Below are 25,233 nucleotides of genomic sequence, written 5' to 3'. Positions count from 1 at the left end.
CAGGCTCCTGTCCCGCGGACAGCCGGAGGTTCACAAATGCTTAACAAATTTGCAATAGTTACTCGAACAACCGTTGCCGATCTCCAGCAGCTGGGTTCACGCGCCGCGCAGCGCTTCGGTCACCGGCAGCCGCGCCGCGCGCAGCGCCGGGAACAGGCCGCCGACCAGGCCGATGCCCAGCGCCCACTTCAGCCCGGTCCACGCAAGCTCGGGGCTGACCTTGAACTGGAACACCACCTGGCTGAAGTTCTGCCCCAGCGTGCTGACCGTGTAGCCGTTGAACACGATCCAGGCGATGGCTGCGCCCAGCAGTCCGCCCAGCAGCGCCAGCAGCATGGTTTCCAGCATCACCGCGGTGACCACCGGCACGCTGCGGAAGCCCAGCGCGCGCAGCGTGGCGATCTCGCGCGCGCGTCCGGCCACCGCGGCGTACATGCTGTTGAGCGCGCCGAACACCGCGCCGATCGCCATGATCGCGCCGATCACCGAGCCCAGGATCCTTATCAGCTTGGTCAGCCCTTCCGACTGCTTGCCGTAGTAGTTGCGGGTGGTGTCCACGTCCAGCTTCAGCCGCGGGTCGCCGGCCAGCGCGGCCTTGAGCTGCTTGAAGCCGGCCTTGCCGTCCAGCTTCACCGTCACCGACTGGAACGCGCTGCGCTGGTAGGCGGGGCCGAGCACGTCGGCATCGGTCCACAGCTCGGAGTCGTGCGAGTCCTTCGACTCGAACACGCCCACCACCGTCCACATCTGGTTGGCCAGCTTCAGCTGCTTGCCGACCTCCAGCCCGCGGAACTGCCGCTGCGCGCCCTTACCGATCACGATCTCGCGCAGTCCGGGATTGAACCGGCGGCCCTCGACGATCTTCAGCTGCGGGCGGATCGCCCAGCCGGCGGGGCCGATGCCGCGGAACTGCACGTTGGCGTCGGTGCCGTCGGCCATGGTCGGCAGGTTGACCACCTGCGACAGCTCGGGCGAGGCCAGCGGCTTGCCGTCGGCGCCGCGGGCGATGCCGGGCAAGGCCGACACCAGCGGCGCCTGATCGCGGGTGATGACCGAGTTGGTCTCGGCCTGCGAGCCGGCGCGCAGCAGGATCGCGGTGTCATCGCCGCCGGTCCTGTCGAGCGTGGCCTTGAAGCCTTCGCCCATCGCCAGCATCGCCACCAGCACGCCGACCACGCCGGCGATGCCGATGACAATGACGCTGGAGGCACCCCAGCGCTGCGGCAGCCCGGCCAGGCCGATCCTGGTGGCCTCGCGCGCCAGCCGGCCGCTGCGGGTGAGCAGCAGCCACAGCGCGATGGCGGCGGCGATCGCCAGCACCGCGAACCACGGCAGCGCGATCCAGATCCCCAGCCCGATGGCCAGCAGCAGTAGGGTGGCGAGGCTGGCGAAAAATCCCTTGAGTCGTTTCATGTGGTGATCCCCTTAGCGCCCGGCCAGTGCATCGACGATGTTCAAGCGCATGCCGCGCAGCGCCGGCAGCAGCCCCACCAGCAACCCGATGCCGAGCATCAGCGCCAGCCCCGTGCCCCAGGTCTGCGCCAGCAGGCCCGGCAGCTGCACCATCCCGCCGCTGGCCGCGCCCACCGCCGGCACGATGGCGGCGGCCAGACCCATGCCCAGCAGCCCGCCCAGCACCACCAGCAGCACCGACTCGCCCAGCACCAGCCACAGCACGCTGCGGTTGGAGAAGCCGATGGTCTTCAGCACCGCCAGCTCGGGGATGCGCTCGCGCACCGCCTGCGCCATGGTGTTGCCGGTCAGCAGCAGCAGGGTGAAGAACACCGCGCCCATGATCGCGGTGACGATCAGGCCGATGTCGGCGAACTGCTTGGCGAAGCTCTGGTTGAACGCGGCTTCGCTCTGGGTCTTGGTTTCGTGGTCGGAGTTCTCGCTGAGCTTGTCGATGGCCTTGGCGACGCGGTCGGCGGCATCGGCGCTGTCCGGCTCCACGATCCACCAGCCCACCCGGCCCTTCACGTAGTCGTTGGCCTCGTCGAAGTACTTCCAGTGGAAGAACATCGCCTGTTCCTGGCCCTTCAGCTTGGGGTCGTCGATGCGGTAGATCCCGCGCAGGGTGAACGACCAGTCGTTGCTGCCGCGGGTCGGGAAGATGGTCGCCTGCAGCGGGATGGTGTCGCCCACCTTCCAGCCGAAGCGGTCCGCCAGCGCCTTGCCGACCACCGCGCCGCGGCGGTCGGCCAGCCACGCCTGCTTCTGCGCGGGAGACAGCTTGAACTCGGGGTACAGGTCCAGGTACTCCGGGCTGACGCTGAAGTTGGCGAAGAAGTTCTTGGGGTCGCGGTAGATGCCGCCGAACCAGGCGGCATAGGCGGCGTTCTTCACCCCCGGCACCGCGCGGATCTGCGCATCCAGGCTGTACGGCAGCATCTGCGTGATCGACAGCCGCGACATCGTCACCATGCGGTTGGCGCCGGCCACGCTGCCGCCGGAATTGAACGCCACCCGCACCGAATCCAGCATCCCGAACAGCAGGAACGCCGCCACCACCGACAGCAGGGTGAGCAGGGTGCGGGTCTTGCTGCGCGAGAGCGCGGCCCAGACGAGATGGAAGTACTTCATGGCGGGCCTCCGGCTCAGGCCTGCACGGTCTGCTCGACCAGGTTGCCCTTGTCGAGGTGCAGCGTGTGGGTGGCGTACTCGGCGGCCTTGGGGTCGTGGGTGACCATCACGATGGTCTTGCCGTGCTCGCGGTTGAGCGTCTGCAGCAGGCCCAGGATCTCCTCCGCCGAGGCGCGGTCGAGGTCGCCGGTGGGTTCGTCGCAGATCAGCAGGGTGGGATCGGAGACGATCGCGCGGGCGATCGCCACGCGCTGCTGCTGGCCGCCGGAGAGTTCGTTCGGGCGATGCTTGCCGCGGTCCTTGAGGCCTACCAGCTCCAGCGCGACGGCGGCGTTCTGGCGGCGCTGCGCGGCCGACAGCCGGGTCAGCAGCAGCGGCAGCTCCACGTTCTTCTGCGCGGTCAGGGTGGGCATCAGGTTGTAGAACTGGAACACGAAGCCGACGTTGTTGCTGCGCCACTGCGCCAGCTGGCCGGAGCCCAGTTTCTCGATGTGCTGGCCGGCGATCTCGATGCTGCCGGAGGTCGGCGAGTCCAGCCCGCCGATCAGGTTGAGCAGCGTTGTCTTGCCCGAGCCAGACGGGCCCATCAGCGCGACGAAATCGCCGCCTGCGATGTCGAGGTCGATGCCGCGCAGCACGTCCACCGTTTCCGGGCCGCGCTGGTAGGTCTTGTGCAGGTTGCGGGTGCTGACGAGGATCGACATCGAGGGTTCTCCGGTGGTCTGTTTCGCCCTTCCCGCGGTGGCGGCAAGGACAGCGATCGTCATTCGTTATTCGTCGCTGGCTGCGGCCGGCGCCAGCGTCACCCGCGCGCCGTCGGCCAGTGCTTCGGGCGGATCCAGCACGACCTGCTCGCCGCCGGCCACGCCGGCCAGCACCTCGCGGTCCTCGCCGAGGGTGCGGCCCAGGGTCAGCTTGCGCAGGCTGGCCATGCCGCCGTTGACCACGAACGCCACGTCCCTGTCGCCGCGCTGGGCGATGGCGGCGGCCGGCACCAGCACGCCCGGCTTGGCATCGGCCTGCGCGGGCTTCGCGTCTTCCAGGAAGCCGACCCGCGCGCCCATGTCCGGCACGATCCGCGGATCGCCCTTGGCGTCCAGCCCCACCCGCACCTTCACCGTGGCCTTGCCGCGGTCGGCGGCGGGGATGATGGCGATCACCCGGCCGGGGATCTTCCAGTCCTGGTAGGCATTGAGGATGGTTTCGGTGCGCATGCCCGGCTTGACCCGGCCGATGAAGGCCTCGCCCACCTCGACTTCCACTTCCAGCGAATCCATGTCGACGATGGTGCCGATGCCGGTGCGGGTGAAGCCGCCGCCGGCCGACAGCGGCGAAACGATCTCGCCCGGCTGCGCCGACTTGGCGATGACCACGCCCGCGAACGGCGCGCGCACGATGGTGTTGTCCACGCCGTTGTCGGCGATGCGCAGGCCGTCGCGCGCCACCTGCGCATTGCGCCGGGTGGTGGCCAGCTGCGCGCGCAGGGCGTCGCGCGTGGCCACCGCCTGTTCGAACTGGGCGCGCGACACCAGCTTCTGCGCCGCCAGCGTGGACAGCCGCGCGGCGTTCGCCTCGGCTTCCTTCAGCTGCGCCTGGACGCTGGCGATCTGGCTTTGCGAAGCGGCCAGCTGCGAAGCCGACAGCGCGCGCTGGGCCTGCGCATCCACCGGGTCCAGCCGCGCCAGCACCTGGCCTTCCTCGACCTTCTGCCCTTCTTCGATCAGCACCTCGCGCACCCGGCCGGTGACCTTGGCCGACACCGTGGCCATGCGTCGCGCCACCACGTAGCCGGTGGCATCCAGCACCGAAGCGCTGCCGCCGCTGGACGCGCCGATGGCGGTGGCCTCGGCCACGCTGACCTCGATGCCCTTGCCACCGCGCAGCGCGAACACGCCCGCTGCCGCCAGCACCGCCACGGCGGCCACCGCCAGCCCGATCCACAGCCCCTTGCGCGATGGCGGCGGGGGCGACGCGCTGCGGTCGATCTTCAGGGAATTGAGCAGGTCGGCGGAAGTAGTCATGGGTACGGGACGGGAAGGGAATGGATGGCGGATGGCCGCGGCACAGACGCCGTCGGCTCCTGGCCGCCACCTTCATGCATGCGATCTGTTGTGTCAAGTTTCCTTTACAGGTGGTCTGCACGCCGGTGCCGGGCCTGTCGCCGCGGCGGAGCACGCGCCCGTCCAGCGAAGCGCAGGCTACCGGCCGCGGCCGCGCCGGTCAGGTGATGGTTGTCATGTGATTCGGCTGACGGCCGCGGATGTCACGCGCGCCGGCGAAGCCCGAGCATGCCGCCATCAATCACGGAGAAACCCCGATGCCGGAAGCACAGGCGGTGGTGGCAAGACTGCACGGCGTGAGCAAGCGTTACGGCGGCACGCAGGCGTTGGACGGATTGGACCTGTCGCTGCATGCGGGCCAGGTGACGGCGCTGCTGGGTGCCAACGGCGCCGGCAAGAGCACCGCGGTGAACCTGCTGCTGGGGCTGCTGGCCGCGGACGCGGGCGAAGTCTCCGTGTTCGGCCGCCCGCCCGGCTCGCGCGCGGCGCGGCTGGGCACCGGCGCGATGCTGCAGAGCGCCGGCATTCCCGACCGATTGCGGGTGGGCGAGGTGTTGGCGCTGGTGCGCAGCTACTACCGCGACCCGCGCAGCGTGGCCGACTGCGTGGCGCTGGCGGGACTGGACGGGCTGATGGCGCGTCCGTACCGGCACCTGTCCGGCGGCCAGCAGCGGCGCGTGCAGTTCGCGCTGGCGATCTGCGGGCGGCCGCGCCTGCTGTGCCTGGACGAGCCGACCACCGGCCTCGACATCGAGGCGCGGCAGGGCATCTGGCGCGCCGTCCGCGAGCTGGTGGCCGGCGGCAGCGCGGTGCTGCTGACCACCCACTATCTGGAAGAGGCCGAGGCGCTGGCCGACCATGTCGCCGTGGTCGATCGAGGCCGCATGCTGGCGCAGGGCAGCGTGGCGGCGATCCGCGCGCACGTGGCGCAGCGGCGCATCCGCTGCGTGTCGGCGCTGGACGCAGACGCGGTGGCGCGCTGGCCGGGCGTGCGCCAGGCCCAGCGCGAGGGCGAGCTGCTGCACATCGTCGCCGAGGCCGCGGAACCGGTGGTGCGCCGCCTTCTGGCCGCCGACGACCGCCTGCACGACCTCGAAGTGCAGCGCGCCGGCCTGGCCGATGCCTTCCTCGAACTCACCCGCAACCCGCAACAGGAGGCCGCGTGATGGCTGCCGTGCTCCCCAACCTGCACCGCGTCGCGTTGCGAAGCTACCTGCTGGAAGCGCGCTGCGAATGCCTGCGCATGCTGCGCGATCCGGGCTTCTGCATCCCGGTGATCGCCTTCCCGCTGATGTTCTATGGGCTGTTCGCGGTGGTGTTGAACAAGGCGCACAGCGCGCCCACCGCGCAGTACCTGCTGGCCACCTACGGTGTCTTCGGCGTGGCTGGTGCGGGCCTGTTCGGCTTCGGCGTCACCATCGCGCTGGATCGCGAGCGCGGCTTCCTGCGGCTCAAGCGCGTGCTGCCCGCGCCGCCCGGCGCGCTGCTGCTGGCGCGGATGGCGATGGCGATGCTGTTTGCCGCGCTCATCTCGCTGCTGATGGCGCTGCTGGCCGCGCTGGTGGCGGGGGTGTCCTTGGCGCCGCTGCAGTGGCTGGCACTGGCGGCGGTGAACGTCGCCGGCGTGCTGCCGTTTGCGGCGATCGGCCTGTACGTGGGCACGCGGGTGAGCGGCAGCGCCGCGCCGGCGCTGCTCAACGGGCTGTACCTGCCGATGTCGTTCCTGTCCGGGCTGTGGCTGCCGCTGACCATGCTGCCGCCGCTGCTGGCCAAGCTGGCGGTGGTCTGGCCGGCCTACCACCTGGGCCAGCTGGCGCTGAAGGTGGTCGGCTTCGATGCCGGCCAGCCGGTCTGGATGCATCTGCTGGTGCTGGTGGGCTTCACTGCGGCGTTCTTCGCGCTGGCGCAGCACCGGCTGGCGGTGGCGGAATGACGCGGGCGCGGCATGCCATGATCCGCCCATCGCGCCCACGGAGCCGCCCATGACGTTAGCCCTGCCCGCGCGCTGGCCACGGCCGGCGCCCGATTCGCTGGTGGCGCAGGACCTGCGCCTGGGGCGATCGCCATGGACCCACCACATCCACCTGGTGTGGTCGATCTGGATCTTCATCACCCCCGCGTTCTCCGGCGGCACCTTCGGCTACACACAACGTTGGCTGCTGCTGACCCTGCTGTCGTTCCCGTTGTTCCTGCTGCTGTTCCACGTCAGCGTCACCGCGTCCGAGCGGCGCGCACAGCTGGCCGCGCTGGGCATGCTGGGCCTGTGTTTCGCCTTGCTGCCCTGGTATCCGTCGGGGCTGAGCTATTTCGTGTTCGGTTGCGTGATGCTGCAGCCGCGCAGCAAGGGCTCGCTGCTGCGCTACATGGTCGCGCTGGCGGCGTGCAACGCGGCGCTGATTTTCTATGCGCGCTACATCGGCTACCCGTGGATCTCGCTGGTGTGGATGCCGGCGGTGACCGCGATCATCGGCATGATCACCATGGTGGATCGCATCAACCGCCAGCGCGACGCCGCGCTGAAGCTCTCGCACGAGGAGGTGCGGCGGCTGGCGGCGCTGGCCGAGCGCGAGCGCATCGGCCGCGATCTGCATGACCTGCTGGGCCACACCCTGTCGATGGTGGCATTGAAGTCGGACCTGGCCGGTCGCCTGCTGGCGCGCGATCCCGCCGCCGCGCAGGCCGAGATCGCGGAGGTCAGCCGGGTGGCGCGCGAGGCGCTGGCGCAGGTGCGCGGTGCGGTCAGCGGCATCCGCGCGGCCGGCATCGCCGCCGAGCTGGCTTCGGCCAAGCTGCTGCTGGAAACCGACGGGGTGGCGTTCGACTACCGCCTCGACGACGGCTTCTCCGGGGCCGGCCTGCCGGCCGCGGTGGAATCCGCACTGGCCATGACCGTGCGCGAAGCCGCCACCAATATCCAGCGCCACGCGCAGGCCCGCCACGCGCAGGTGCGGCTTGGCGTGGAGGCAGGCGAAGCGGTGCTGCGGGTGGAGGACGATGGCCGCGGTGGCGCGCTGGTGCCAGGCAACGGTCTGGCCGGCATGCGCGAGCGCATCGAGGCGCTGCGCGGCCGGCTGCGGGTGGACGCCGCCGCCAGGCAGGGCACCTGCATCGAAGCGCGGGTGCCGTTGGCGGCCAACGACGACCTGCAGGGCGCACCCTGATCGCGCCGCCTTGGCAGACGCGCGCCTTGGCCGCGGGCACTGCCGGGTGACCGCGAACAGCTGGCCCGCGGTGATGCGTGCCATCGCCACGCCGGAGCAGCCGGCGGCTCACGGGTGCGCTGTGCCGCCACAGCTGCGCGCCCGCGGGCGGCGATCTGCTAACGTCCCGCGCCATGATCCGAGTCCTCCTTGCAGAAGACCAAACGCTGTTGCGCGGCGCGCTGGCCGCGCTGCTGGGCATGGAATCCGATATCGAAGTGGTGGCCAGCGCCGCCGACGGCGAGTCGGCCTGGCGCGAACTGCAGCGGCTCAAGCCCGACGTGCTGCTGACCGACATCGAGATGCCAGGCCTGACCGGGCTGGAGCTGGCGCAGCGGATCCAGCGCCACGCGCTGCCGGTGCAGGTGGTGGTCATCACCACCTTCGCCCGCGCCGGCTTCCTGCGCCGCGCGCTGGATGCCGGCGTGCGCGGCTACCTGCTGAAGGACGCCCCGGCCGAGCAGCTGGCCGAGGCCCTGCGCCAGGTCCACCGCGGCGGCCGCGCCATCGACCCGCAGCTGGCGCTGGAGGCGTGGGGCGAAGCCGATCCGCTCAGCGACCGCGAACGGCAGGCGCTACGCCTGGCCGGCGAAGGCCTGTCCGCCGGCGAGATCGCGCAGCGCCTCAACCTCTCGCATGGCACGGTGCGCAACTACCTGTCCGAGGCGATCGGCAAGCTTGGCGTCGGCAACCGCATCGAGGCGTACCGGCTGGCGCGCCAGAAAGGCTGGCTGTAACCGCGGTCAGGCGCGTCGCGGTTGCCGCCGGTGCGCGGCGACCCACGCCACCAGCGCCTCCGGCGGCAGCGGGCGCGCATAGTGGAAGCCCTGCGCCAGCGTGCAACCGCCCGCGCGCAGGAACGCCGCTTCATGCAGGTGCTCCACGCCTTCGGCCAGCGTCTCCAGGCCGAGGTTGCGGGCCAGTGCGATCACCGTGCGGCAGATCTCCTCGTCGCCGGGATCGTTGCCGATGCCGCTGACGAAGGCGCGGTCGATCTTCAACCGGGTCAGCGGCAGCCGCCGCAGGTAGGCGAGGCTGGAGTAGCCGGTGCCGAAATCGTCGACCGCCAGCCGCACGCCCTGCGCCTTCAGCGCCTGCAGCACCACGATCGCGTGTTCGGGGTCGCGCATCAGCACCGACTCGGTGATTTCCAGCTCCAGCCGGTCCGCGGCGATTCCGGTCGCGGCCAGGATCGCCGCCACCTGCGCCGGCAGCCGGTCGGCGTCGAGCTGCTGCACCGAGCAGTTGACCGACATCCCGTGGATGCCCAGCCCGGCATCGTCCCAGGCGCGCAGTTGGCGGCAGGCTTCCAGCAGCACCCATTGGCCGATCTCCTCGATCTGCCCGGTTTCCTCGGCCACCGGGATGAACTGTGCCGGCGGGATCGTGCCGAGCTCCGGGTGCTCCCAGCGCAGCAGCGCTTCCACCCCCACCAGTGTGCCGCCGTGCAGGTCCAGCTGCGGCTGGTAGTGCAGGCGGAACTGCTGGCGCGGCAGGGCCATGCGCAGGCCGGTTTCCAGCGCCAGCCGCTGGGCCGCGCCGGTGGACAGCGCCGGCTGGAAGAATTGGCGGCGGCCGGTGCCCAACCGCTTGGCCTCGTAGAGCGCCAGCTCGGCGTGGCGCAGCAGGGTATCGGCTTCGTCGCCGTCGGCCGGCGCCAGCGCGATGCCCACGCTGATGGTCAGCACGGTGGGCGTGGCCCCGCCCAGCAGCGGGCGGGTGAACGCCTCCAGCACGTCGAGCCCGAAGGCGTTGGCGTCGTCCGCGGTCGCGCCGGGCAGCACCGCGGCGAACTCGTCGCCGCCGAGCCGGGCCAGGAAGCCCTCCGCGGGCAGCCGCGCCTGCAATCGCTGGGTGGCCGCGCGCAGCACCTGGTCGCCCAGCGAGTGGCCGAGGGTGTCGTTGACGCCGCGCAGCCGGTCCAGGTCCAGCGCCACCACCGCGATGCGGCGGCCAGTCCGCGTCGCGTCTTCCAGGAACAAGTGCAGGAGGCGCCGGTTGGGCAACCCGGTCAAGCCGTCGTGGTGGGCCAGGTGGCTGAGTTCGGCGGCGTGCGCCTTCGCCTCGGACAGGTCGGTCCAGGTCGACAGCGCGCGCAATGGCTGTCCCGCGGGGCCGGGCAACGGACGCAGCACTTCGTGCACGTGGTGGGCGCGTCCGTCGTCGTCTACCAGCCGGTATTCGCGGGTCAGCGATGGGTGCCGGCGCAGGTGGTCCAGCGCCGGTTCCAGCGTCGGCAGGTCGTCGGGATGCACGCGCTGTGCCCACCAACCGGGAGACAGCACTTCTTCGGCGGCGATCCCGTACAGCCGCGAGACATTCGGGCTGGCCCATTCCACCACCAGCTGGCGATCCACTTCGCGCAGCAGGAACAGCGCCACCGGACTCACGTCGAGCACCATTTCCAGCCGCGAACGCGCCGCGATCGCCTCGGCGGTCGCCACCCGCACCCGCCAGCGCAGCACCAGGCTGAACGCGAGCAGCACCAGCACCAGCGCGGCCGCGCCTGCCAGCGCCGCCGGCAGCCAGTGCGGCGCCACCGTCAGCGGCGGTGGCATCATCGCGTGGCGCATCGCTTCGAAATACACCGAGTCCGGCGCTTGTTGCCAAGCCCGCAACCAGTGGTCGATGCGCGCCAGCTCCGCGGCGTACCGGCCCTTGGGCGCCGCGAAATAGAGCGTCGCGGGATTGAACAGGATCGCGGTTTCCTCGAGCCCGAAGCTGCGCGCGGTGCGCGCGCCGAAGAAGTTGTTGGCAATGGCCACGTCGGCGCGGCCGTCGCGCACGGCGGCGAAGGCCTGCAGGTAACTGTCGGCTTCGACCACCGTCCAGCGGACGCCGAGCTCGCGCAGCAGGTGGCGCAGCTCATCTTCCTGCACGCTGTCGCGCAGCAGCGCCACCCGTAGGCCCGCGAGGTCGGGGAAGGCCCGCACCACCAGCCCAGGGTGCTTGTAGACCTGCGACCACGAATGCGCCACCGGCACGGCATGGAATTCGTACAGGCGCCCGCGTTCGGGCGTGTAGGCCACGTCGGGCATGAAATCCAATTCGCCCGCTTCCAGCCGCGCCAGGCAGTTCGACCATTCGCATGGCACGTACTGCAAGCGCCATCCTTCCTTGCGGGCAACCTCGTCCAGCAGCTCAACGAACAAGCCGGCAGGGCGACCGTTGCGGTCGCGGTAGATCTTCGGCGCGTTCTCGTACAGGCCTACCCGCAGCGTCCGCGCATCGGCGTCGCCGCCGCCACGCATCGTGCTGGCCACCCACCATGCGGTGGCGGCTAGCAGCAACGCAGGCAGGACAAGCCAGGCGGTGCGGATGCGCATCGTCGCGATTCCCGGAAGACGGCCGCAGGATAACCCGGCCGGCTTTCAGCGCCACGTGCGCCAGGGGTTCTCCGCTGGCCGCTCTCGGCGACGCCACGCCATCGCCTCGAACACGCCGTCGCGGCGGATCCATGCGTGGTGCAGCGCGGCCGCCACGTGGCCCAGCACGGTGGCGAACAGCAGCCAGGCCAGCAGGCCGTGGGCATCGCGCAGCCACCCGAACAGCACCGGATCGTGCGGCGCGATCGCCGGCAGGGGCACGCCGCCGGGCAGCAGCACCGCGTTGCCTGCGGCCGAGGCCAGCGCCCAGCCCAGCAGCGGCAGCGCCAGCATCAGCGCGTACAGCAGCAGGTGCGAGGCGCGCGCGGCGGCGGCCTGCCAGCGCGGCAGGTCGGCCGGCAGCGCCGGCGGCGGATGGCGGCGGCGCACCCACAGGCGGACCAGCACCAGCACCAGCAGGGCCAGGCCCAGCGGGCGGTGCAGCGCGATCAGCGGCGGCCGCAGGGTCAGCGTGGCCATCATCGCCACGCCAATCAGCAGCTGGGACAGCAGCAGCGCGGCCATCAGCCAGTGCAGCAGGCGGGCCAGCGGGACGAAGCGCGGTGCGGGGCTCATGGCTCGCCACCCTGGCCGGTGGCCTCGGGCGCCTGTCCGCGGGCGATCTCGCGCTCCCGGCGGTTGAACGACTGCGCGTACACCGCAGCGCGCGCGGCCAGGATCGGGTCGTTGGAGCGCTCGATGCCGGGCGGCAGCACGGTGGGGTCGAAGTTGACGTCGCGGCAGGCGCCCTCGGCCTGCGGCGCCATCGAGTCCAGCCACAGCGTGCCGAGGGTGCGGGTGGGCCGCGATGCGGGCCACGGCTGCGAGGGATCATCCAGCGCGTCGCCGGGCGCCGGCAGCGTGGCCACCAGATCCCAGGCCACCGGGCCGGCGGCCAGCCGGCGCGCGAACTCCGCGGCCAGGTAGTCCGGCGTGGCCGCGGCGCGCGCGGCGGCGTCCATCGCCACCAGCGGCGCGCGCGGGCGCAGCGACCAGCGCAGCGGCTGGCGGTGCCCATCGGGCGCGACGAACACGAAGGTGTGGATGCCGTTGTAGGTCGTGTTGGCCCAGCTGTCCGGCCACGGCGCGCTGGCCGCCCAGTCGCGGAAGGCGCGCGCGCTGGGATATTTCGCCAGCACCGCGGCCATCCGCGCCGGGTCGGGCTTGCCGGTGGCCGGGTCGGGGATCTGCGCGCGGGTCTGTTCGAGGAAGGCCTCGGCGCTGGGCAGGGCGAAGAACGGGAAGCTGTTCATCGCCAGCCGCCAGTCCGCGCCGTCGTCGCTGCGCAGCTGCAGGGCCAGGCTGCGCACGCGCGCGCCGGCCTCGGCGCCGTGCGGATCGCCGCCGCCGATCGACAGCCGGCCCAGTACCGGCACGCGCCCCTGAGAAAATACCCGTGCCGCCGACAGCGCGGCGCCGTCGGCCGCGCCCTCGAACCAGCCGCCCACGCAGACGCCGCGGCTGTGTGCGCGGCGGTAACCGGGATGCGGGCCGGCGGCGGCCTCGATCGCGCCGATCAGGGTGCGCGCGGTGGGCGGGGTATCGCCCAATCGGCCGGCGGCATACAGGAAGCCTGCGCCGGCCACGGCCACCACCGCGGCGATGGCGGCCAGCGGCACGAGCGGCGTTGGCCGGCGGGGGTGGGGTCGATCGGTCATCGCAACTCCGTAGCGTCGCGCTACATACGAATCGGATGCCCGGATGGATGCAGTGCTCCCGGCGCCGGTGCGCGATCCCCCTCCCGGGTGCCGCCGGGTTCAGCCGGCGGCGCGCGCCTTCAGCAGCGCGTAGGCGGCGCGCAGGCCCTGCGCTTCGCCGCCGGCGGGCTTGCCGGGGCGGTCGCCGTCGTTCCACGCGTACACGTCCACGTGGCCCCAGCGCACGCCTTCTTCCACGAAGCGCTCCAGGTACAGCGCGGCGGTGACGCTGCCGGCCATGGTGGTGTTGCTGGCGTTGGCGAGATCAGCGATGCCGCTGGTGAGGTAGCGCAAGTACGGCCGCCACAGCGGCATCCGCCACAGCGGGTCGCGCGCCTGCTGGCCTGCGGCCAGCCAGTCTTGGGCCAGCGCCTCGTCGTTGGCGTACAGCGCGGGCAGGTCCGGGCCCAGCGCGATGCGCGCGGCGCCGGTGAGGGTGGCGAAGTCCAGCAGCAGGTCGGGCGCCAGCTCGCAGGCGTGGGTCAGCGCGTCGCACAGCACCAGCCGGCCTTCGGCATCGGTGTTGTCGATCTCCACGCTCACGCCCTTGCGGGTGGCGATGACTTCGCCCGGGCGGAACGCGTTCGGGCCGACCGCGTTCTCCACGGCGGCCACCAGCAGGGTGATGCGCAGCGGCAGCTTGCGCGCCATCACCAGCTCGGCCAGCGCCAGCGCGTGCGCGGCGCCGCCCATGTCCTTCTTCATGTTGCGCATGCCGGCGGCGGCCTTGAGGTCCAGCCCGCCGGTGTCGAAGCACACGCCCTTGCCGCAGATCACCACGTGCGGATGCGACGGCTCGCCCCAGGCCAGTTCGATGAGGCGCGGCGCGCGGTGCGAGGCGCGGCCCACCGCGTGGATCGCCGGGTAGTTGCGCGCCAGCAGGGCATCGCCGGCGATCACCTCGAGCGTCGCGCCGTGCGCCTGCGCCAGTTCGCGCGCCACCGCTTCCAGCTCGTCGGGACCCATGTGTTCGGTGGGAGTGTTGACCAGGTCGCGCACGCGCACGCAGGCGGCCAGCAGGTCGAAGGTTTCGGCGTCGAACGCGTCCGCGGCCAGCCGCGCGGCCGGCGCCGGCGGCGCCTTGTAGCGGCCGAAGCGGTACAGGCCCAGGCCCCATCCCAGCTGCAGCGCGCGGCGGGCGCCGCCGTCCAGCTCGGAGGCGAGGTGCCAGTCGCCGGCGGGCAGCGCGCGCGGCGCGTGCGCCCAGGCGAACGGATCATGCGGGTCGTCCACGCCCAGCACCGCGCCGGCCACGCGGCCGTCGGCATCGGGCCAGCTGCAGGCGGTGGCGGCGGCGCCGTCGAAGCGCTGCGCGGCCAGCCAGGCCTGCACCGGCGCGTGCTGCGCCTGGCACCAGGCGGCGAAGTCGGCCTTGCGCACCGCGTGCAGCGGCAGCGGGGCATCGGCGGTGGCGGTGAAGCCGGCGGGCAGGCTCATGCGGCGTTCTCGAACAGGGCGCCCGCGTCCAGCCAGTCGGCCAGCGCGGTCAGGGTGGGAATGTGCAGGTCGGCGCGCGCCAGCGGTTCCGGCCAGGCGTGGTCGCCGCGGTCGATCCAGCAGCTGCGCAGGCCGGCGTTGGCGGCGCCGGCCACGTCCATGTGCGGATGGTCGCCGACGTGCAGCACTTCGCCCGGCGCAACGCCCAGCCGGCGGCAGGCCTCGTGGAACAGGCCGGCGTCGGGCTTGGCGGCACCGTACTCGCGCGCGCCCAGCTGGAAGCGGAACAGCCCGGCGATGCCGATCGCGGCCAGGTCGGCGTTGCCGTTGGTCAACGCGGCGATCGGCAGGCGGGCGGCGATGCGCTGCAGGCCGTCGTGCGCGTCGGGGTAGAAGTCCACCCGGTTGCGCTCCTGGAAGAAGATCGCGTACGCCGCACTGGCCAGCGCCGGGTCGTCGCCGCTCTCGTGCAGTGCGCGCTCGATGGTCAGCCGGCGCAGCAGGCCGAGGTCGTGCGCGTGCTGCGGGAATTCGGCGAACACCCGCTCGCGCAGCGCACGCATTTCGCTGATCGGGAAACGCTCGGCGGTGCGCGGGCTGTGCTCGGCGAACCAGGCGTGCAGGGCGGTTTCGATGCGCTCCCCGATCGGGGCGAACGGCCACAGGGTGTCGTCGAGATCGAAGGTGATGGCGCGGATAGGGAGGTTCACGTCGCCATTGTAGGCCGGCCGGTCGGGGCGCGCGTCCTGCGTGGCCCTGCGTGGCGCCGGCCTACTCGAGCAGCCGCGCCCAGCCGTCCATGCCCCCCACCCGCGCCAGCACGATCTTCACGCAGACCAGCATCGGTACCGCCAGCAGCAGGCCGATGATGCCCCACAGCCAGCCGAACACCATCAGCGCCAGGATCAGCACCAGCGGCGACAGCGCCATCCGCCGGCCCAGGATGATCGGGGTGACGATCTGGCCCTCCAGCGTATGCAGGCCCAGGTAGATCGCCGCCGGCAGCAGCGCGCGCAGCGGCTCGTCGTAACTGGAGAACCCCATCAGCAGCATCACCACGATGCCGATCAGCGGGCCCACGTAGGGGGCGAAGTTGAGCAGCATCGCCATCGTGCCCCACAGCAGCGCCTCGTCCAGCGGCATGTCGAGGAAGAACGCCAGGCAGGCGGCGAAGGCCAGCCCCACCACCGCATTGATCGCGCTGATGGTCAGCACGTAGCGGCTGATCTCGATCTCGATGGCGTGCAGGATCTCCACCGTCAGCTTCTTCTTCTGCCGGTCCGGCAGCAGCGCGATCGCGCGCCGCTGCAGGTCCTGCCCGTAGACCATGAAGAAGAACGTCAGCAGCACCACCGCCAGCACCGAGGCCGCCATCATCGGCGTCGCGGTCAGCGACTTGTACGGATCGTTGACCTCGGTGCGCACCACCTGCACCGGCTTGGCGGGGCTTTCGCCGCCGGCCACGCGAGCGATGTTCTCGGCGGCCTTGTTGGCTTCCTGCACCGGCCTGGTGAGTTTCTGCAGCTTCGGCGTCAGCGTGCGCAGTTCGCGCGGGGCCTCGCGCACCCAGTCGCTGGCCGGTTGGACCAGCTGCAGCCCGAGCAGGACGGTCAGCGCGATGCCGCCGCACAGCACCGCCAGCGCGGCCAGGAAGCGCGGGACGTGCAGGCGCTGCAGCAGACGGATGATCGGATTGCCGATCAGCGCGAAGAACATCGCCAGCAGCACCGGCAGCACCAGGTCCTGGGTGGCCCAAAGCGTGTAGCCCACCGCCAGGATGGCCAGCACCACCAGCGACAGCGGCCCGCGCGGCCTGGGGGCGACCGGGGCCGGCTCGGGCGCAGCCGTGGGGTCCGCGCCGGCCGCAATGGCGGCATCGGGCGCGCTCATGGCGGCGCGCCCGGCGCGGGCGGGGTGGCGGCCTGCGCGTCCTGCCGGGCTTCGTCCTGGGCAGACTGCGCCGTCTGCACGCCCGCCTGCAGGCCGGCCAGCAGCGGTGCCAGCGTCTGCAGCAGCGACACGATGCCATTGCCGCTGCGCGCCAGCTGCAGCGGTTTGGCGCGGCCCGCCACGAAGCCCGCCACCAGGCCCACCACCACGATCCGCCCCGGCGTCCACGCCGCGCGCCAGCTGCGGGCCAGCTGCTGCCAGCGGCCCACCGCTTCGCGCTCGCGGTTTTCCAGCGTCCGTTCCGCCTGTTTGACCTTGTCGAGCAGTGCGTCGAATCCCATTCGCGGTTCCCCTAGGGCGGCGTGACGTCGATGCCGAGGCCCTTCTTGGGCGGCGCGCCGGTCTGCGCCTCGACCTCCGCCACCTTCTGCGCGGCCGCCTCGCTGGACTGGGCGCCGCCTGCGTCGGGCATGAAATCGGCCAGCTCGCCGATGCCCAGCCGGGCCAGCTGCCGGCGCGTCGCCTTCAGCCGGGTGTGTTCGAAGTAGCGCATCGCAGCGAACCCGGCCGCGGTGGTGGCGGCGGTGCTGAGCACCGCGGCGATCAGCAGTGCCAGCAACCACGACAGGCCGGCGGCGACCATCCCCGCCACCATCGCCGCCATCAGCAGCAGCCACGACGAGGCGCCGAAGGCGATCGCGACGCCGGTGAACGCCAGGGTGCGCCCGAACGCGCTGCGCGCCAGCGAGATGTCGGCGGCCACCAGGATGCGCAGCGCCTTGGCGGCATCGCCGGCCGCCTTCAGCCCGGCGCGACCCTCGTCACGCAGGCCGCGCAGGGTTTCCTCGATGCCGGGCGCGTCCGCTGCCGGCGCGTCGCTTGCCGGTGCGCCCCGCGGCGGGGCCTGCGGGGCGTCCTCGTTGGCTTGCATCGGCGCTTACTTGTCGCTGCGGCCGAGCCGGGAAATGATCCAGCCCGCCGCGAAGGCCGCGCCGAATGCCACCAGCGGGCGTTCGCGGATCAGTTCCGCGGCGCTGTCCAGCAGGTCGCGGCCCTTGTCCATCAGCGCGCCGGCCTGCTCGCCGGCCGCTGCGCCCAGGTGCTCGGCCGCGCCCAGCCCGGACAGCGCGCCGTCGGCCAGCTCCGCCTTCATCTGCGCCTTGCCCAGCCGCAGTTCGTCGCCAGCCACGGCGGCCGCGCTCTTGACCGCGCCGCCCGCGGCAGTGGCCGCCTGCTTCAGGTGCACGCCGGCCTCGCCCAGGCCGCTCTTGACCGCATCGGTGTGTTCGCTCATCTGTCGCATCCTCGCGTGGGGAATGGGAAAGGGCAGTGTCGCACCGTTGCGTGATGGCGGTGTCACCGCATCGGCACGTTGTAGGCGCGCCCGTTGCGCAGCACCTGCAGCACCAGCTGGTCGGCCCCGCGCGACAGGCTGGCGCGGAAGCCGGTGAGGTCGCTGAAGTCGCCGCTGCTGGCGGTGAGGATCACGTCGCCGGGCTGCAGGTAGTTCAGCTGCGCGCGGCTGCCGCGCTCCACCTTCTCCACCAGCACGCCGGCCAGCCCCTGGCGACGCAGCGATTCCGGCAGCTCGGCGAAACTGGCGCCGGCCAGCCGTGCATCCAGCTGCGCGCCGTCCAGCGCCTTCGGCGCCTCGCGCAGGCCGCTGGCGATCTTCACCGGCTTGCCCTCGCGCAGCAGATCCAGCGTGACCTTGGCGTCAGGCGCCTGCAGGCCCTGGAAGTTGCGCAGCGCCTCGGCGTTGTCGATCGGCTGGCCGTTGGCCGCCACCACCACGTCGCCCACCTTCAGCCCCGCCGCGCCGCCGGCCGAGCCGGGATAAACGCGGGTGACCACCGCGCCGCGCGCTTCCGCCAGGCCCAGGCCCTTGGCGATGCGCGCGTCCACGTCCTGGGTGTCGATGCCCAGGGTGCCGCGACGGACCACCCCGGCCACCAGCAGCTGGTCCTTGATCCGGCTGGCCAGGTTGGAGGGAATGGCGAAGCCCAGGCCGATGTTGCCGGCCATCGAGCCGCGCGGGTTGAAGCTGGCGGTATTGATGCCCACCAGCTCGCCGTTGAGGTTGACCAGCGCGCCGCCGGAGTTGCCCGGGTTGATGCTGGCGTCGGTCTGGATGAAGTTCTGGTAGCCGGCGCCGGGCAGGTTGTTGCGGCCCACCGCGGACACGATGCCGCTGGTCACGGTCTGGCCCACGCCGAACGGGTTGCCGATGGCCACCACGAAGTCGCCGATCTGCAGCTGGTCGCTGTTCGCCACCGGGATCGCGGTCAGGTTTTGCGCCGGGATGCGCATCAGCGCGATATCGGTGTCGGCGTCGTTGCCCACGAACTCCGCCTTCAGGGTGCGCCCGTCGGCCAGCGTGACCTGCACCTCGTCGGCGTCCTCGACCACGTGGTTGTTGGTCAGCACCAGCCCGCGCTGGGCGTCGATGATCACGCCCGAGCCCAGCGACTGCGCGATGCGCTCGGCAGGGATGCCGAAGATGCGGCGGAACACCGGGTCGTCGCCGAACGGCGTGTTCACCCGCACCCGCTGCTTGGTGTTCACGCTCACCACCGCCGGCAGCACCCGCTTCAGCATCGGCGCCAGCGACGGCAGCGGCGTGCCGTTGACGGCGGTCGGCAACGCGGCGGTCGCCGGCACCGCCGCGCTCGCGGTCGGGGCGGCGGTTGCCGGCTGCTCCAGCATCAGGTTCAGGCCGGTGGCGGCAAAGCCGCCAAATGCGGCGGCGGCGGTCAGGGCGAGCAGGGTTCTGGTGGCGGTCTTCATGCGGCAATACGTGGGGAGGGCATGGCAACGGGACAAGTATTGCCGAGTCTCGCCACGCATCGCGCAATCGCGGCTGAAGGCGGGCCGGCCGATGTTGCGGCCGGGCGCCGGCCGCGCCGCGGCGCAGCATCGCCCGCATTCAGTTCCACGCCCGAAACCGCCCGCAGGGCGTGGAACCCGCATCGCGGGAGGGTGTCAGGGAATGCAAGCGGTTGGCGGCAAATTTTGGCGTTGACTTGGTCCGGGGCCGTGGCTATCGTCCTTCGGGTTGATCCACTAGATCTAGTGGTTCGTGATTGCAGGAAAACCCAAGGCTAGTGGCGTAGGGGCGCTGCCAGGCACGGGGCAATGACGTCGGCAGGGGAGCGGCGCGTGACGAAGCAAGAACCGGCGGCAACGCCATCACATTGAAACAATCGCAGGCTGCGCCCCGGCGCGGCCTGCATCGTCGCCGCCGACGGATGCCGGGGGCGGGGCACGGGCAACGGATCCGCCAGCGCGGGTCTATAAAGACAGGAGAGTCGAAGGGCATGAGCACGGCGAGGCTTGAAGCGGTGACCACGGACGCAAATCAGGACATCCCGATGCAGCCGGCGTCGGTGGACATCTGGGACAAGAAGTACCGCCTGAAGACCAAGCAGGGGGCGCCGCTGGATGCCGACATCGACGGCACCTACAGGCGCGTCGCCAAGGCGCTGTCCGAGGCCGAGCCCACCGCCGAGCTGCAGCAGTACTGGCAGGAGCGCTTCACCTGGGCGCTGCGCCGCGGCGCCATCCCGGCCGGCCGCATCACCAGCAACGCCGGCGCGCAGGAACACAAGCCCGCCACCTCGACGATCAACTGCACCGTCTCCGGCACGATTGAAGACTCGATGGACGGCATCCTCGACAAGGTCCACGAAGCCGGCCTGACCCTGAAGGCCGGCTGCGGCATCGGCTACGAATTCAGCACGCTGCGCCCGCGCGGCGCGTTCGTGGCCGGCGCCGGCGCCTACACGTCGGGCCCGATGTCCTTCATGGATATCTACGACAAGATGTGCTTCACCGTGTCCAGTGCCGGCGGCCGCCGCGGCGCGCAGATGGGCACCTTCGACGTGTCGCACCCGGACGTGAAGGACTTCATCCGCGCCAAGCGCGAGGACGGCCGGCTGCGCCAGTTCAACCTCAGCCTTCTGATCACCGACGGCTTCATGCAGGCGGTGGAGAACGACGCCGACTGGCCGCTGGTGTTCCCGGTGAACATCAAGGAAAAGGGCGAGATCGACCTGGACAACCCGGAGCAGGTGGTCTGGCGCGAGTGGCCCACCCACCGCAACTACATCGCCCGCGAAGACGGCCTGGTGGCCTGCAAGATCTACGGCCACATCCGCGCCCGCCACCTGTGGGACATGATCATGGTCTCGACGTACGACTACGCCGAGCCGGGGTTCATCCTGATCGACAAGGTCAACGAGATGAACAACAACTGGTGGTGCGAGACCATCCGCGCCACCAACCCCTGCGGCGAGCAGCCGCTGCCGCCCTACGGCGCCTGCCTGCTGGGCTCGGTCAACCTGACCAAGTTCGTCAAGCACCCCTTCACCGACCAGGCCACGTTCGACTGGGAGGAATACAAGGAAGTGGTGCGCGTGTTCACCCGCATGCTGGACAACGTGGTGGAGGTCAACGGGCTCCCCTTGCAACAGCAAAGGGACGAGATCATGCGCAAGCGCCGCCACGGCATGGGCTTCCTGGGCCTGGGCAGCACCATGACCATGCTGCAGATGAAGTACGGCAGCAAGGCATCCTGCGAGTTCACCGAGCGCATCGCCCGCGACATGGCGGTGGCCGGCTGGGAAACCGGGCTGGCGCTGGCCAAGGAAAAGGGCGCCGCGCCGATCATGGACGAGGTGTTCGAAGTCACCGCCGAGATGCTGCGCAAACGCCCGGAGATGGTGAAGGACGGCTGGAAGCTGGGCCAGGAGATCCAGGGCAAGACCCTGCACGCCAAGTACAGCCGCTACATGCAGAAGGTCGCCGAAGTGGCGCCGGAGCTGGTGGAGGAGCTGGCCGAAGTCGGCGCCCGCTTCACCCACCACAGCTCCATCGCGCCCACCGGCACCATCTCGCTGAGCCTGGCCAACAACGCGTCCAACGGCATCGAGCCCAGCTTCGCCCACCACTACAGCCGCAACGTGATCCGCGAAGGCAAGAAGTCGAAGGAAAAGGTGGACGTGTTCTCGTTCGAGCTGCTGGCCTACCGCGAGCTGGTCAACCCGAAGGCGATGCCCTACGCCGAGGACGCGGCGGCCAAGCTGCCGGACTACTTCATCGCTGCCGACGACATCAGCCCGAAGGAGCACGTGGACGTGCAGGCCGCGGCGCAAAAGTGGGTGGATTCCTCCATCTCCAAGACCGCGAACGTCCCCACGGATTACCCGTACGAGGACTTCAAGGACATCTACCGCTACGCCTACCAGCAGGGCCTGAAGGGCTGCACCACCTTCCGCTTCAACCCCGCCGCCTTCCAGGGCGTGCTGGTGAAGGAAGCCGACCTGGAGAACACCACCTACCGCTTCGAACTGGAAGACGGCAGCGTGGTCGAGGTGAAGGGCAACGAGCAGATCGAGTACGACGGCGAGATGCACACCGCGGCCAACCTTTTCGACGCCCTCAAGGAAGGGTATTACGGCAAGTTCTGACGCACCGGCCAGCGGCGCGCGCGGCAATCACTGCACGCGCGCGCGGCCGGGTATAGGATCGCGCTGTTGTACCCACCAACCCACGCCCCGGAGGGCACATGAGCAATGGAGATGGAGTGACGGCGACGCTGTCGGATGCCGTTGAAACTGCGAAAGAGAAGGTTGTTGAAGTCGGCGGCGCGGTCGCCAGCACCGCCAGCGCAACCGTGGCCAAGGCGAAGAAGGCCGCCAAGTCCGCGGAGAAGAAAGTGAAGACCGAAGTGGCCAAGGCGAAGAAGGCGGTCAGCAAGACCGTGGCCGTGGCCAAGAAGAAGCTCGAAGCCGCCAGCAAGGACGCCAAGAAGGAAGTGGCGAGCCTGAAGAAGAAGGTGGCCGGCAAGAAGCCCGCGGCGAAGAAGGCCGCGAAGAAGGCGGTTGCCAAGAAACCTGCGGCGAAGAAGGCCGCGGCCAAGAAGGCGCCCGCCAAGAAGGCGGTTGCCAGGAAGCCGGCGGCGAAGAAGGCCGTTGCCAAGAAGGCACCCGCCAAGAAGGCAGCGGTCAAGAAGGCAGCGGTCAAGAAGGCAGCGGTCAAGAAGGCCGTCGCCAGAAAGGCGCCTGCGAAGAAGGCGGTGGCCAAGAAGGCCGTCGCCAAGAAAGCGCCTGCCAAGAAAGCAATGAAGAAAGCGGCCAAGAAGACCGCCCGGAAGTAAGCCTGTCCTGCGCCCGCCCGGCACGCCGGGCGTGGCGCGCATCCCGCACGCAACGCACGCAGACAACCAGAGTCAGGACCATGACCGTCAGGATCGAAAAGAAAATCAAGGGCTACGCCGTCGTCACCCCGGACGACAAGGCAAAGGAAAGCGCCAGGGCCGCGGAACCCGCGCCGGCCGCCGCCGCGCCCGAAGACAACGTGATCCAGATGCACGAGCGCATCGAGCGCCCGGAAGTCCTGATCGGCAGCACCTACAAGATCAAGTCGCCGCTGGTGGAACACGCCATGTACGTGACCATCAACGACATCGTGCTCAACGCCGGCAACGAGCACGAACACCGCCGCCCGTTCGAGATCTTCATCAACAGCAAGTCGATGGAGCATTTCCAGTGGATCGTGGCGCTCACCCGCATCATGTCCGCGGTGTTCCGCAAGGGCGGCGACGTGACCTTCATCGTCGACGAGATGAAGGCCGTGTTCGACCCGCGCGGCGGCTACTTCAAGGCCGGCGGCGTGTACATGCCGTCGCTGGTGGCGGAGCTGGGCAGCATCGTGGAGGACCACCTTAAGTCCATCGGCATGCTGCACGACCCGGAGATGAGCGAGCACCAGCGCGCGCTGATCGCCGAGAAGCGCAAGCAGTACGAAGATCGCTCAAAAAAAAACGCTGACGCCGGCCCGGCCGGGCTGAGCAGCGCGGCGGAGCATCCGGAAGACATCGCCGTGACCGGCGACGGCGCCAGCTTCCCGCCCAGCGCCACCATGTGCCACAAGTGTTCGACCAAGGCGCTCGTGCTGATGGACGGGTGTGCGACTTGCTTGAATTGTGGGTATAGCAAGTGCGGGTGAGTTTTGCCCACATCGTCGAGTAAATATCCAACGGGCCAGAGTTCAGTAGTGAATCTGGCCCTTTTTATGTAAAGCAGGGGGCAGTTGATGAAGTCTATTGCGGTTTTTAACAATAAGGGCGGCGTGGGAAAAACAACGCTTACCTTTCACCTAGCGAGCGCTCTGGCGGATTTGGGAAAGAAGACCCTTCTCATTGACTTGGATCCGCAGTCAAACCTCACGCTGTTTGGGTATAGCGTTGAGGAGCTTGAGAATCTATGGGAAGAGGAAGATGAATTTATTGAGGATTTCGCTGAGGCACAGAGAAAAGCCAAGCCGGCGGGCTTCAAGAAAGTGCTTAAGTCGACGCGGTCGATTCACTTCTTAATGAAGCCTGCTGAGGATGGCGTGGATGAGCCGGCCGATCTTCCTCCGCCGCGTTCCCTTGGAAAGAATCTGGATCTGTTGCCTGGCCGTCTCTCGATTCACATGTTTGAGAATAAAGTGGCAAGCCGTTGGTCGGACGCGTACCAAAGCGATCCACTTGCCATTCGGACCATCACAAATATTCGTCGAGTGGTTGAGGCATATGCCGCTAAGCACAAGTACGAAGTTGTGGTGATTGATACGTCTCCAGCGCTCGGGATATTGAATAAGGTCGTCATATCTACCTCGGATTGCTTCCTCATTCCTTGCGCCCCCGACATGTTCTCGCTGTATGGCATCAGAAATATCGGGCGATCGTTGAGTCAGTGGCTTCGAGATTTCTCGCTTCTGCAGAAAATTATTGGCGAACGTCGGGCGCGAAATCTGCCAACCGAAGCCGTAAAATTTCTTGGGTTTACAGTTTACAACGCTCGGAAACGTGCGGATGCTTCCAATGCATGGAAGCTGGCAAAGGCGCACTACAATTACGCAAAGCAAATTCCAAAAACGGTCCAAGATTTCATCCCTCCGGAGGCGATGCAGGGGATTGATAGGAAGGAAATTGCAAAGCCAATTGGTGGCACGGCTATTATGCATTCCCATTCGACCATTCCGGCGATGGCTCAAAAGTATCGTGTGCCTATCTGGCAGGTGCCGGATCTTCCCAATCTTTCGTCGGAGGACAGGTCTAGCGTTTCGCCAAATCGAGAGCAGTATCTCGCCACTAAAAATGCTTACAAGGTTTTCGCTGATGATGTATTGGCGCGAATGGGGGGAGTATGAGCCGTTCAGTGAGGGCAAGGCGGGAATCAGTTGAGAGCCTGCTTAGGACGGTTAGGGCGCAGGCGAATGTTTTTGAGGGATTTGGCTCATCGGTCGAAGCGATTCTTTTAAAGAACCCCGAAGTTTCAGATGTTGTTCATTCGGCGAAGCGTCGGGCAAAGTCGGACGCGAGTCTGGCGAAAAAAATAGAAATGAAGCGTGCAGAAGGGTGTCAAATTACTTCGGATAATATTTTTAAAGAAATAACAGATATATACGCGGTAAGATTAATACATCTTTACCCGCAGGATATTTCTGTGATACACCGAGCTATCGAGCATCATGCTCAGGCGAAAGATTGGGTCTTCGCTGAGAAGCCCAAGGCATATACTTGGGATCCTGAGTCAAAGGACTTTCTTCAAGGGCTTGGATTAAAGTGCTCGATTAAGCCTAGTTATTACACGTCTGTGCATTATTTGCTTCGACCGCGCAAGGATGCTGTGGCGACCTGCGAGTTGCAGGTTCGATCTCTGCTCGAAGAAGTCTGGGGCGAGGCCGATCACAAGGCGAAGTACAAGAAGGGCATTCAAGACCCCCGCGTTGATGAGCACTTGGCGGTCTTGGCTCGATTGGTCGGCGCCGGATCGCGGTTGATGTCGGCGCTACGTGTGGACGGAAAGCCCGGGTCAGAGTCGACTTTCTGAAAGGCGGTTTGTCCCGCCTTTTCCATGCGCATCCCGCGCCCTGCCGCCACGCCGTACCCTAGGGAAAGTCTGAACAACTCGCCACCTGTCGGCGACAATAGCGCCTCACCTCCGGGATGACT

General features: G+C 69.1%; 23 protein-coding genes. 9 read left to right on the top strand and 14 right to left on the bottom strand.

What is annotated here, in order from left to right:
• Positions 1-96: 96 nt before the first annotated feature.
• From SPK54_RS09910 to SPK54_RS09895, 4 genes are all read right to left on the bottom strand, one after another.
• Positions 97-1,413 carry an ABC transporter permease gene (locus SPK54_RS09910; RefSeq protein WP_330947739.1) on the bottom strand — a complete coding sequence of 439 codons (1,317 nt, stop codon included), beginning with the start codon at positions 1,411-1,413 and terminating at the stop codon, positions 97-99.
• A gap of 12 nt (positions 1,414-1,425) precedes the next feature.
• A complete protein-coding gene (locus tag SPK54_RS09905) occupies positions 1,426-2,583 on the bottom strand; it encodes an FtsX-like permease family protein (RefSeq protein WP_330947738.1) in 1,158 nt (385 codons plus the stop codon).
• 14 nt (positions 2,584-2,597) lie between these two features.
• On the bottom strand, positions 2,598-3,287 hold the full coding sequence (locus tag SPK54_RS09900) for an ABC transporter ATP-binding protein (RefSeq protein WP_330947758.1): 690 nt from the start codon (positions 3,285-3,287) through the stop codon (positions 2,598-2,600).
• A gap of 66 nt (positions 3,288-3,353) precedes the next feature.
• Positions 3,354-4,604, bottom strand: a complete 1,251-nt coding sequence (locus SPK54_RS09895) for an efflux RND transporter periplasmic adaptor subunit (protein ID WP_330947737.1) — start codon at positions 4,602-4,604, stop codon at positions 3,354-3,356.
• Between the two features lie 296 nt (positions 4,605-4,900).
• Between SPK54_RS09895 and SPK54_RS09890 the strand changes: the two genes are divergently transcribed.
• The 4 genes from SPK54_RS09890 to SPK54_RS09875 all read left to right on the top strand — a co-directional run bounded on the left by SPK54_RS09890 (position 4,901) and on the right by SPK54_RS09875 (position 8,580).
• Positions 4,901-5,809, top strand: coding sequence for an ABC transporter ATP-binding protein (locus SPK54_RS09890; RefSeq protein WP_330947736.1), 909 nt, complete (start codon positions 4,901-4,903; stop codon positions 5,807-5,809).
• Positions 5,809-6,576: an ABC transporter permease gene (locus SPK54_RS09885; RefSeq protein WP_330947735.1), complete on the top strand. Its 768-nt coding sequence runs from the start codon at positions 5,809-5,811 to the stop codon at positions 6,574-6,576. Before SPK54_RS09890 ends, SPK54_RS09885 begins: the two co-directional genes overlap by 1 nt.
• A 49-nt stretch (positions 6,577-6,625) precedes the next feature.
• The gene (locus SPK54_RS09880; protein ID WP_330947734.1) at positions 6,626-7,804 is read left to right on the top strand and encodes a sensor histidine kinase; all 1,179 of its coding nucleotides are present in this window, start codon (positions 6,626-6,628) and stop codon (positions 7,802-7,804) included.
• Between the two features lie 173 nt (positions 7,805-7,977).
• Positions 7,978-8,580, top strand: a complete 603-nt coding sequence (locus SPK54_RS09875; RefSeq protein ID WP_330947733.1) for a response regulator transcription factor — start codon at positions 7,978-7,980, stop codon at positions 8,578-8,580.
• Positions 8,581-8,586: 6 nt separating this feature from the next.
• Here the strand turns inward: SPK54_RS09875 and SPK54_RS09870 are convergent, their stop codons facing one another.
• From SPK54_RS09870 to SPK54_RS09825, 10 genes are all read right to left on the bottom strand, one after another.
• A complete protein-coding gene (locus SPK54_RS09870; RefSeq protein WP_330947732.1) occupies positions 8,587-11,169 on the bottom strand; it encodes an EAL domain-containing protein in 2,583 nt (860 codons plus the stop codon).
• Positions 11,170-11,214: 45 nt separating this feature from the next.
• Entirely contained in the window at positions 11,215-11,784 is a 570-nt protein-coding gene (locus SPK54_RS09865) for a cytochrome b/b6 domain-containing protein (RefSeq protein ID WP_330947731.1), read from the bottom strand.
• Positions 11,781-12,866, bottom strand: coding sequence for a catalase family peroxidase (locus SPK54_RS09860; protein ID WP_330947730.1), 1,086 nt, complete (start codon positions 12,864-12,866; stop codon positions 11,781-11,783). Before SPK54_RS09860 ends, SPK54_RS09865 begins: the two co-directional genes overlap by 4 nt.
• Before the next feature lie 99 nt (positions 12,867-12,965).
• The gene (locus SPK54_RS09855) at positions 12,966-14,342 is read right to left on the bottom strand and encodes a leucyl aminopeptidase family protein (protein ID WP_330947729.1); all 1,377 of its coding nucleotides are present in this window, start codon (positions 14,340-14,342) and stop codon (positions 12,966-12,968) included.
• The gene (locus SPK54_RS09850) at positions 14,339-15,052 is read right to left on the bottom strand and encodes an HAD-IA family hydrolase (protein ID WP_330947728.1); all 714 of its coding nucleotides are present in this window, start codon (positions 15,050-15,052) and stop codon (positions 14,339-14,341) included. The genes SPK54_RS09855 and SPK54_RS09850 overlap by 4 nt, the downstream gene beginning before the upstream one ends.
• 61 nt (positions 15,053-15,113) lie before the next feature.
• Positions 15,114-16,232, bottom strand: a complete 1,119-nt coding sequence (locus tag SPK54_RS09845) for an AI-2E family transporter (protein WP_330947727.1) — start codon at positions 16,230-16,232, stop codon at positions 15,114-15,116.
• Positions 16,229-16,573 (bottom strand): hypothetical protein, encoded by a 345-nt coding sequence (locus SPK54_RS09840; protein WP_330947726.1) that lies wholly within the window; start codon positions 16,571-16,573, stop codon positions 16,229-16,231. The genes SPK54_RS09845 and SPK54_RS09840 overlap by 4 nt, the downstream gene beginning before the upstream one ends.
• 11 nt (positions 16,574-16,584) lie before the next feature.
• Positions 16,585-17,163 (bottom strand): phage holin family protein, encoded by a 579-nt coding sequence (locus tag SPK54_RS09835; RefSeq protein WP_330947725.1) that lies wholly within the window; start codon positions 17,161-17,163, stop codon positions 16,585-16,587.
• Positions 17,164-17,169: 6 nt separating this feature from the next.
• A complete protein-coding gene (locus SPK54_RS09830; protein WP_330947724.1) occupies positions 17,170-17,526 on the bottom strand; it encodes a hypothetical protein in 357 nt (118 codons plus the stop codon).
• Positions 17,527-17,588: 62 nt separating this feature from the next.
• On the bottom strand, positions 17,589-19,019 hold the full coding sequence (locus tag SPK54_RS09825; protein WP_330947723.1) for a Do family serine endopeptidase: 1,431 nt from the start codon (positions 19,017-19,019) through the stop codon (positions 17,589-17,591).
• A gap of 530 nt (positions 19,020-19,549) precedes the next feature.
• On the opposite strand from SPK54_RS09825, the gene SPK54_RS09820 reads away from it, so the two are divergent.
• From SPK54_RS09820 to SPK54_RS09800, 5 genes are all read left to right on the top strand, one after another.
• A complete protein-coding gene (locus tag SPK54_RS09820; protein WP_330947722.1) occupies positions 19,550-21,700 on the top strand; it encodes an adenosylcobalamin-dependent ribonucleoside-diphosphate reductase in 2,151 nt (716 codons plus the stop codon).
• Positions 21,701-21,798: 98 nt separating this feature from the next.
• Complete coding sequence (locus tag SPK54_RS09815; protein WP_330947721.1) at positions 21,799-22,389, top strand: histone H1-like repetitive region-containing protein; 591 nt, start codon at positions 21,799-21,801, stop codon at positions 22,387-22,389.
• An 80-nt stretch (positions 22,390-22,469) separates the two neighbouring features.
• Positions 22,470-23,240, top strand: coding sequence for an NrdJb (locus SPK54_RS09810; RefSeq protein ID WP_330947720.1), 771 nt, complete (start codon positions 22,470-22,472; stop codon positions 23,238-23,240).
• A gap of 87 nt (positions 23,241-23,327) precedes the next feature.
• Complete coding sequence (locus tag SPK54_RS09805) at positions 23,328-24,428, top strand: AAA family ATPase (protein WP_330947719.1); 1,101 nt, start codon at positions 23,328-23,330, stop codon at positions 24,426-24,428.
• Entirely contained in the window at positions 24,425-25,111 is a 687-nt protein-coding gene (locus SPK54_RS09800) for a hypothetical protein (RefSeq protein ID WP_330947718.1), read from the top strand. The genes SPK54_RS09805 and SPK54_RS09800 overlap by 4 nt, the downstream gene beginning before the upstream one ends.
• Positions 25,112-25,233 lie beyond the last annotated feature (122 nt).

The organism is Thermomonas sp. LB-4 (assembly GCF_036409385.1).
Lineage (GTDB): Bacteria > Pseudomonadota > Gammaproteobacteria > Xanthomonadales > Xanthomonadaceae > Thermomonas.
The sequence above is the reverse complement of the archived record's forward strand: the minus strand, read 5'-3'. Positions and strand labels throughout refer to the sequence as shown.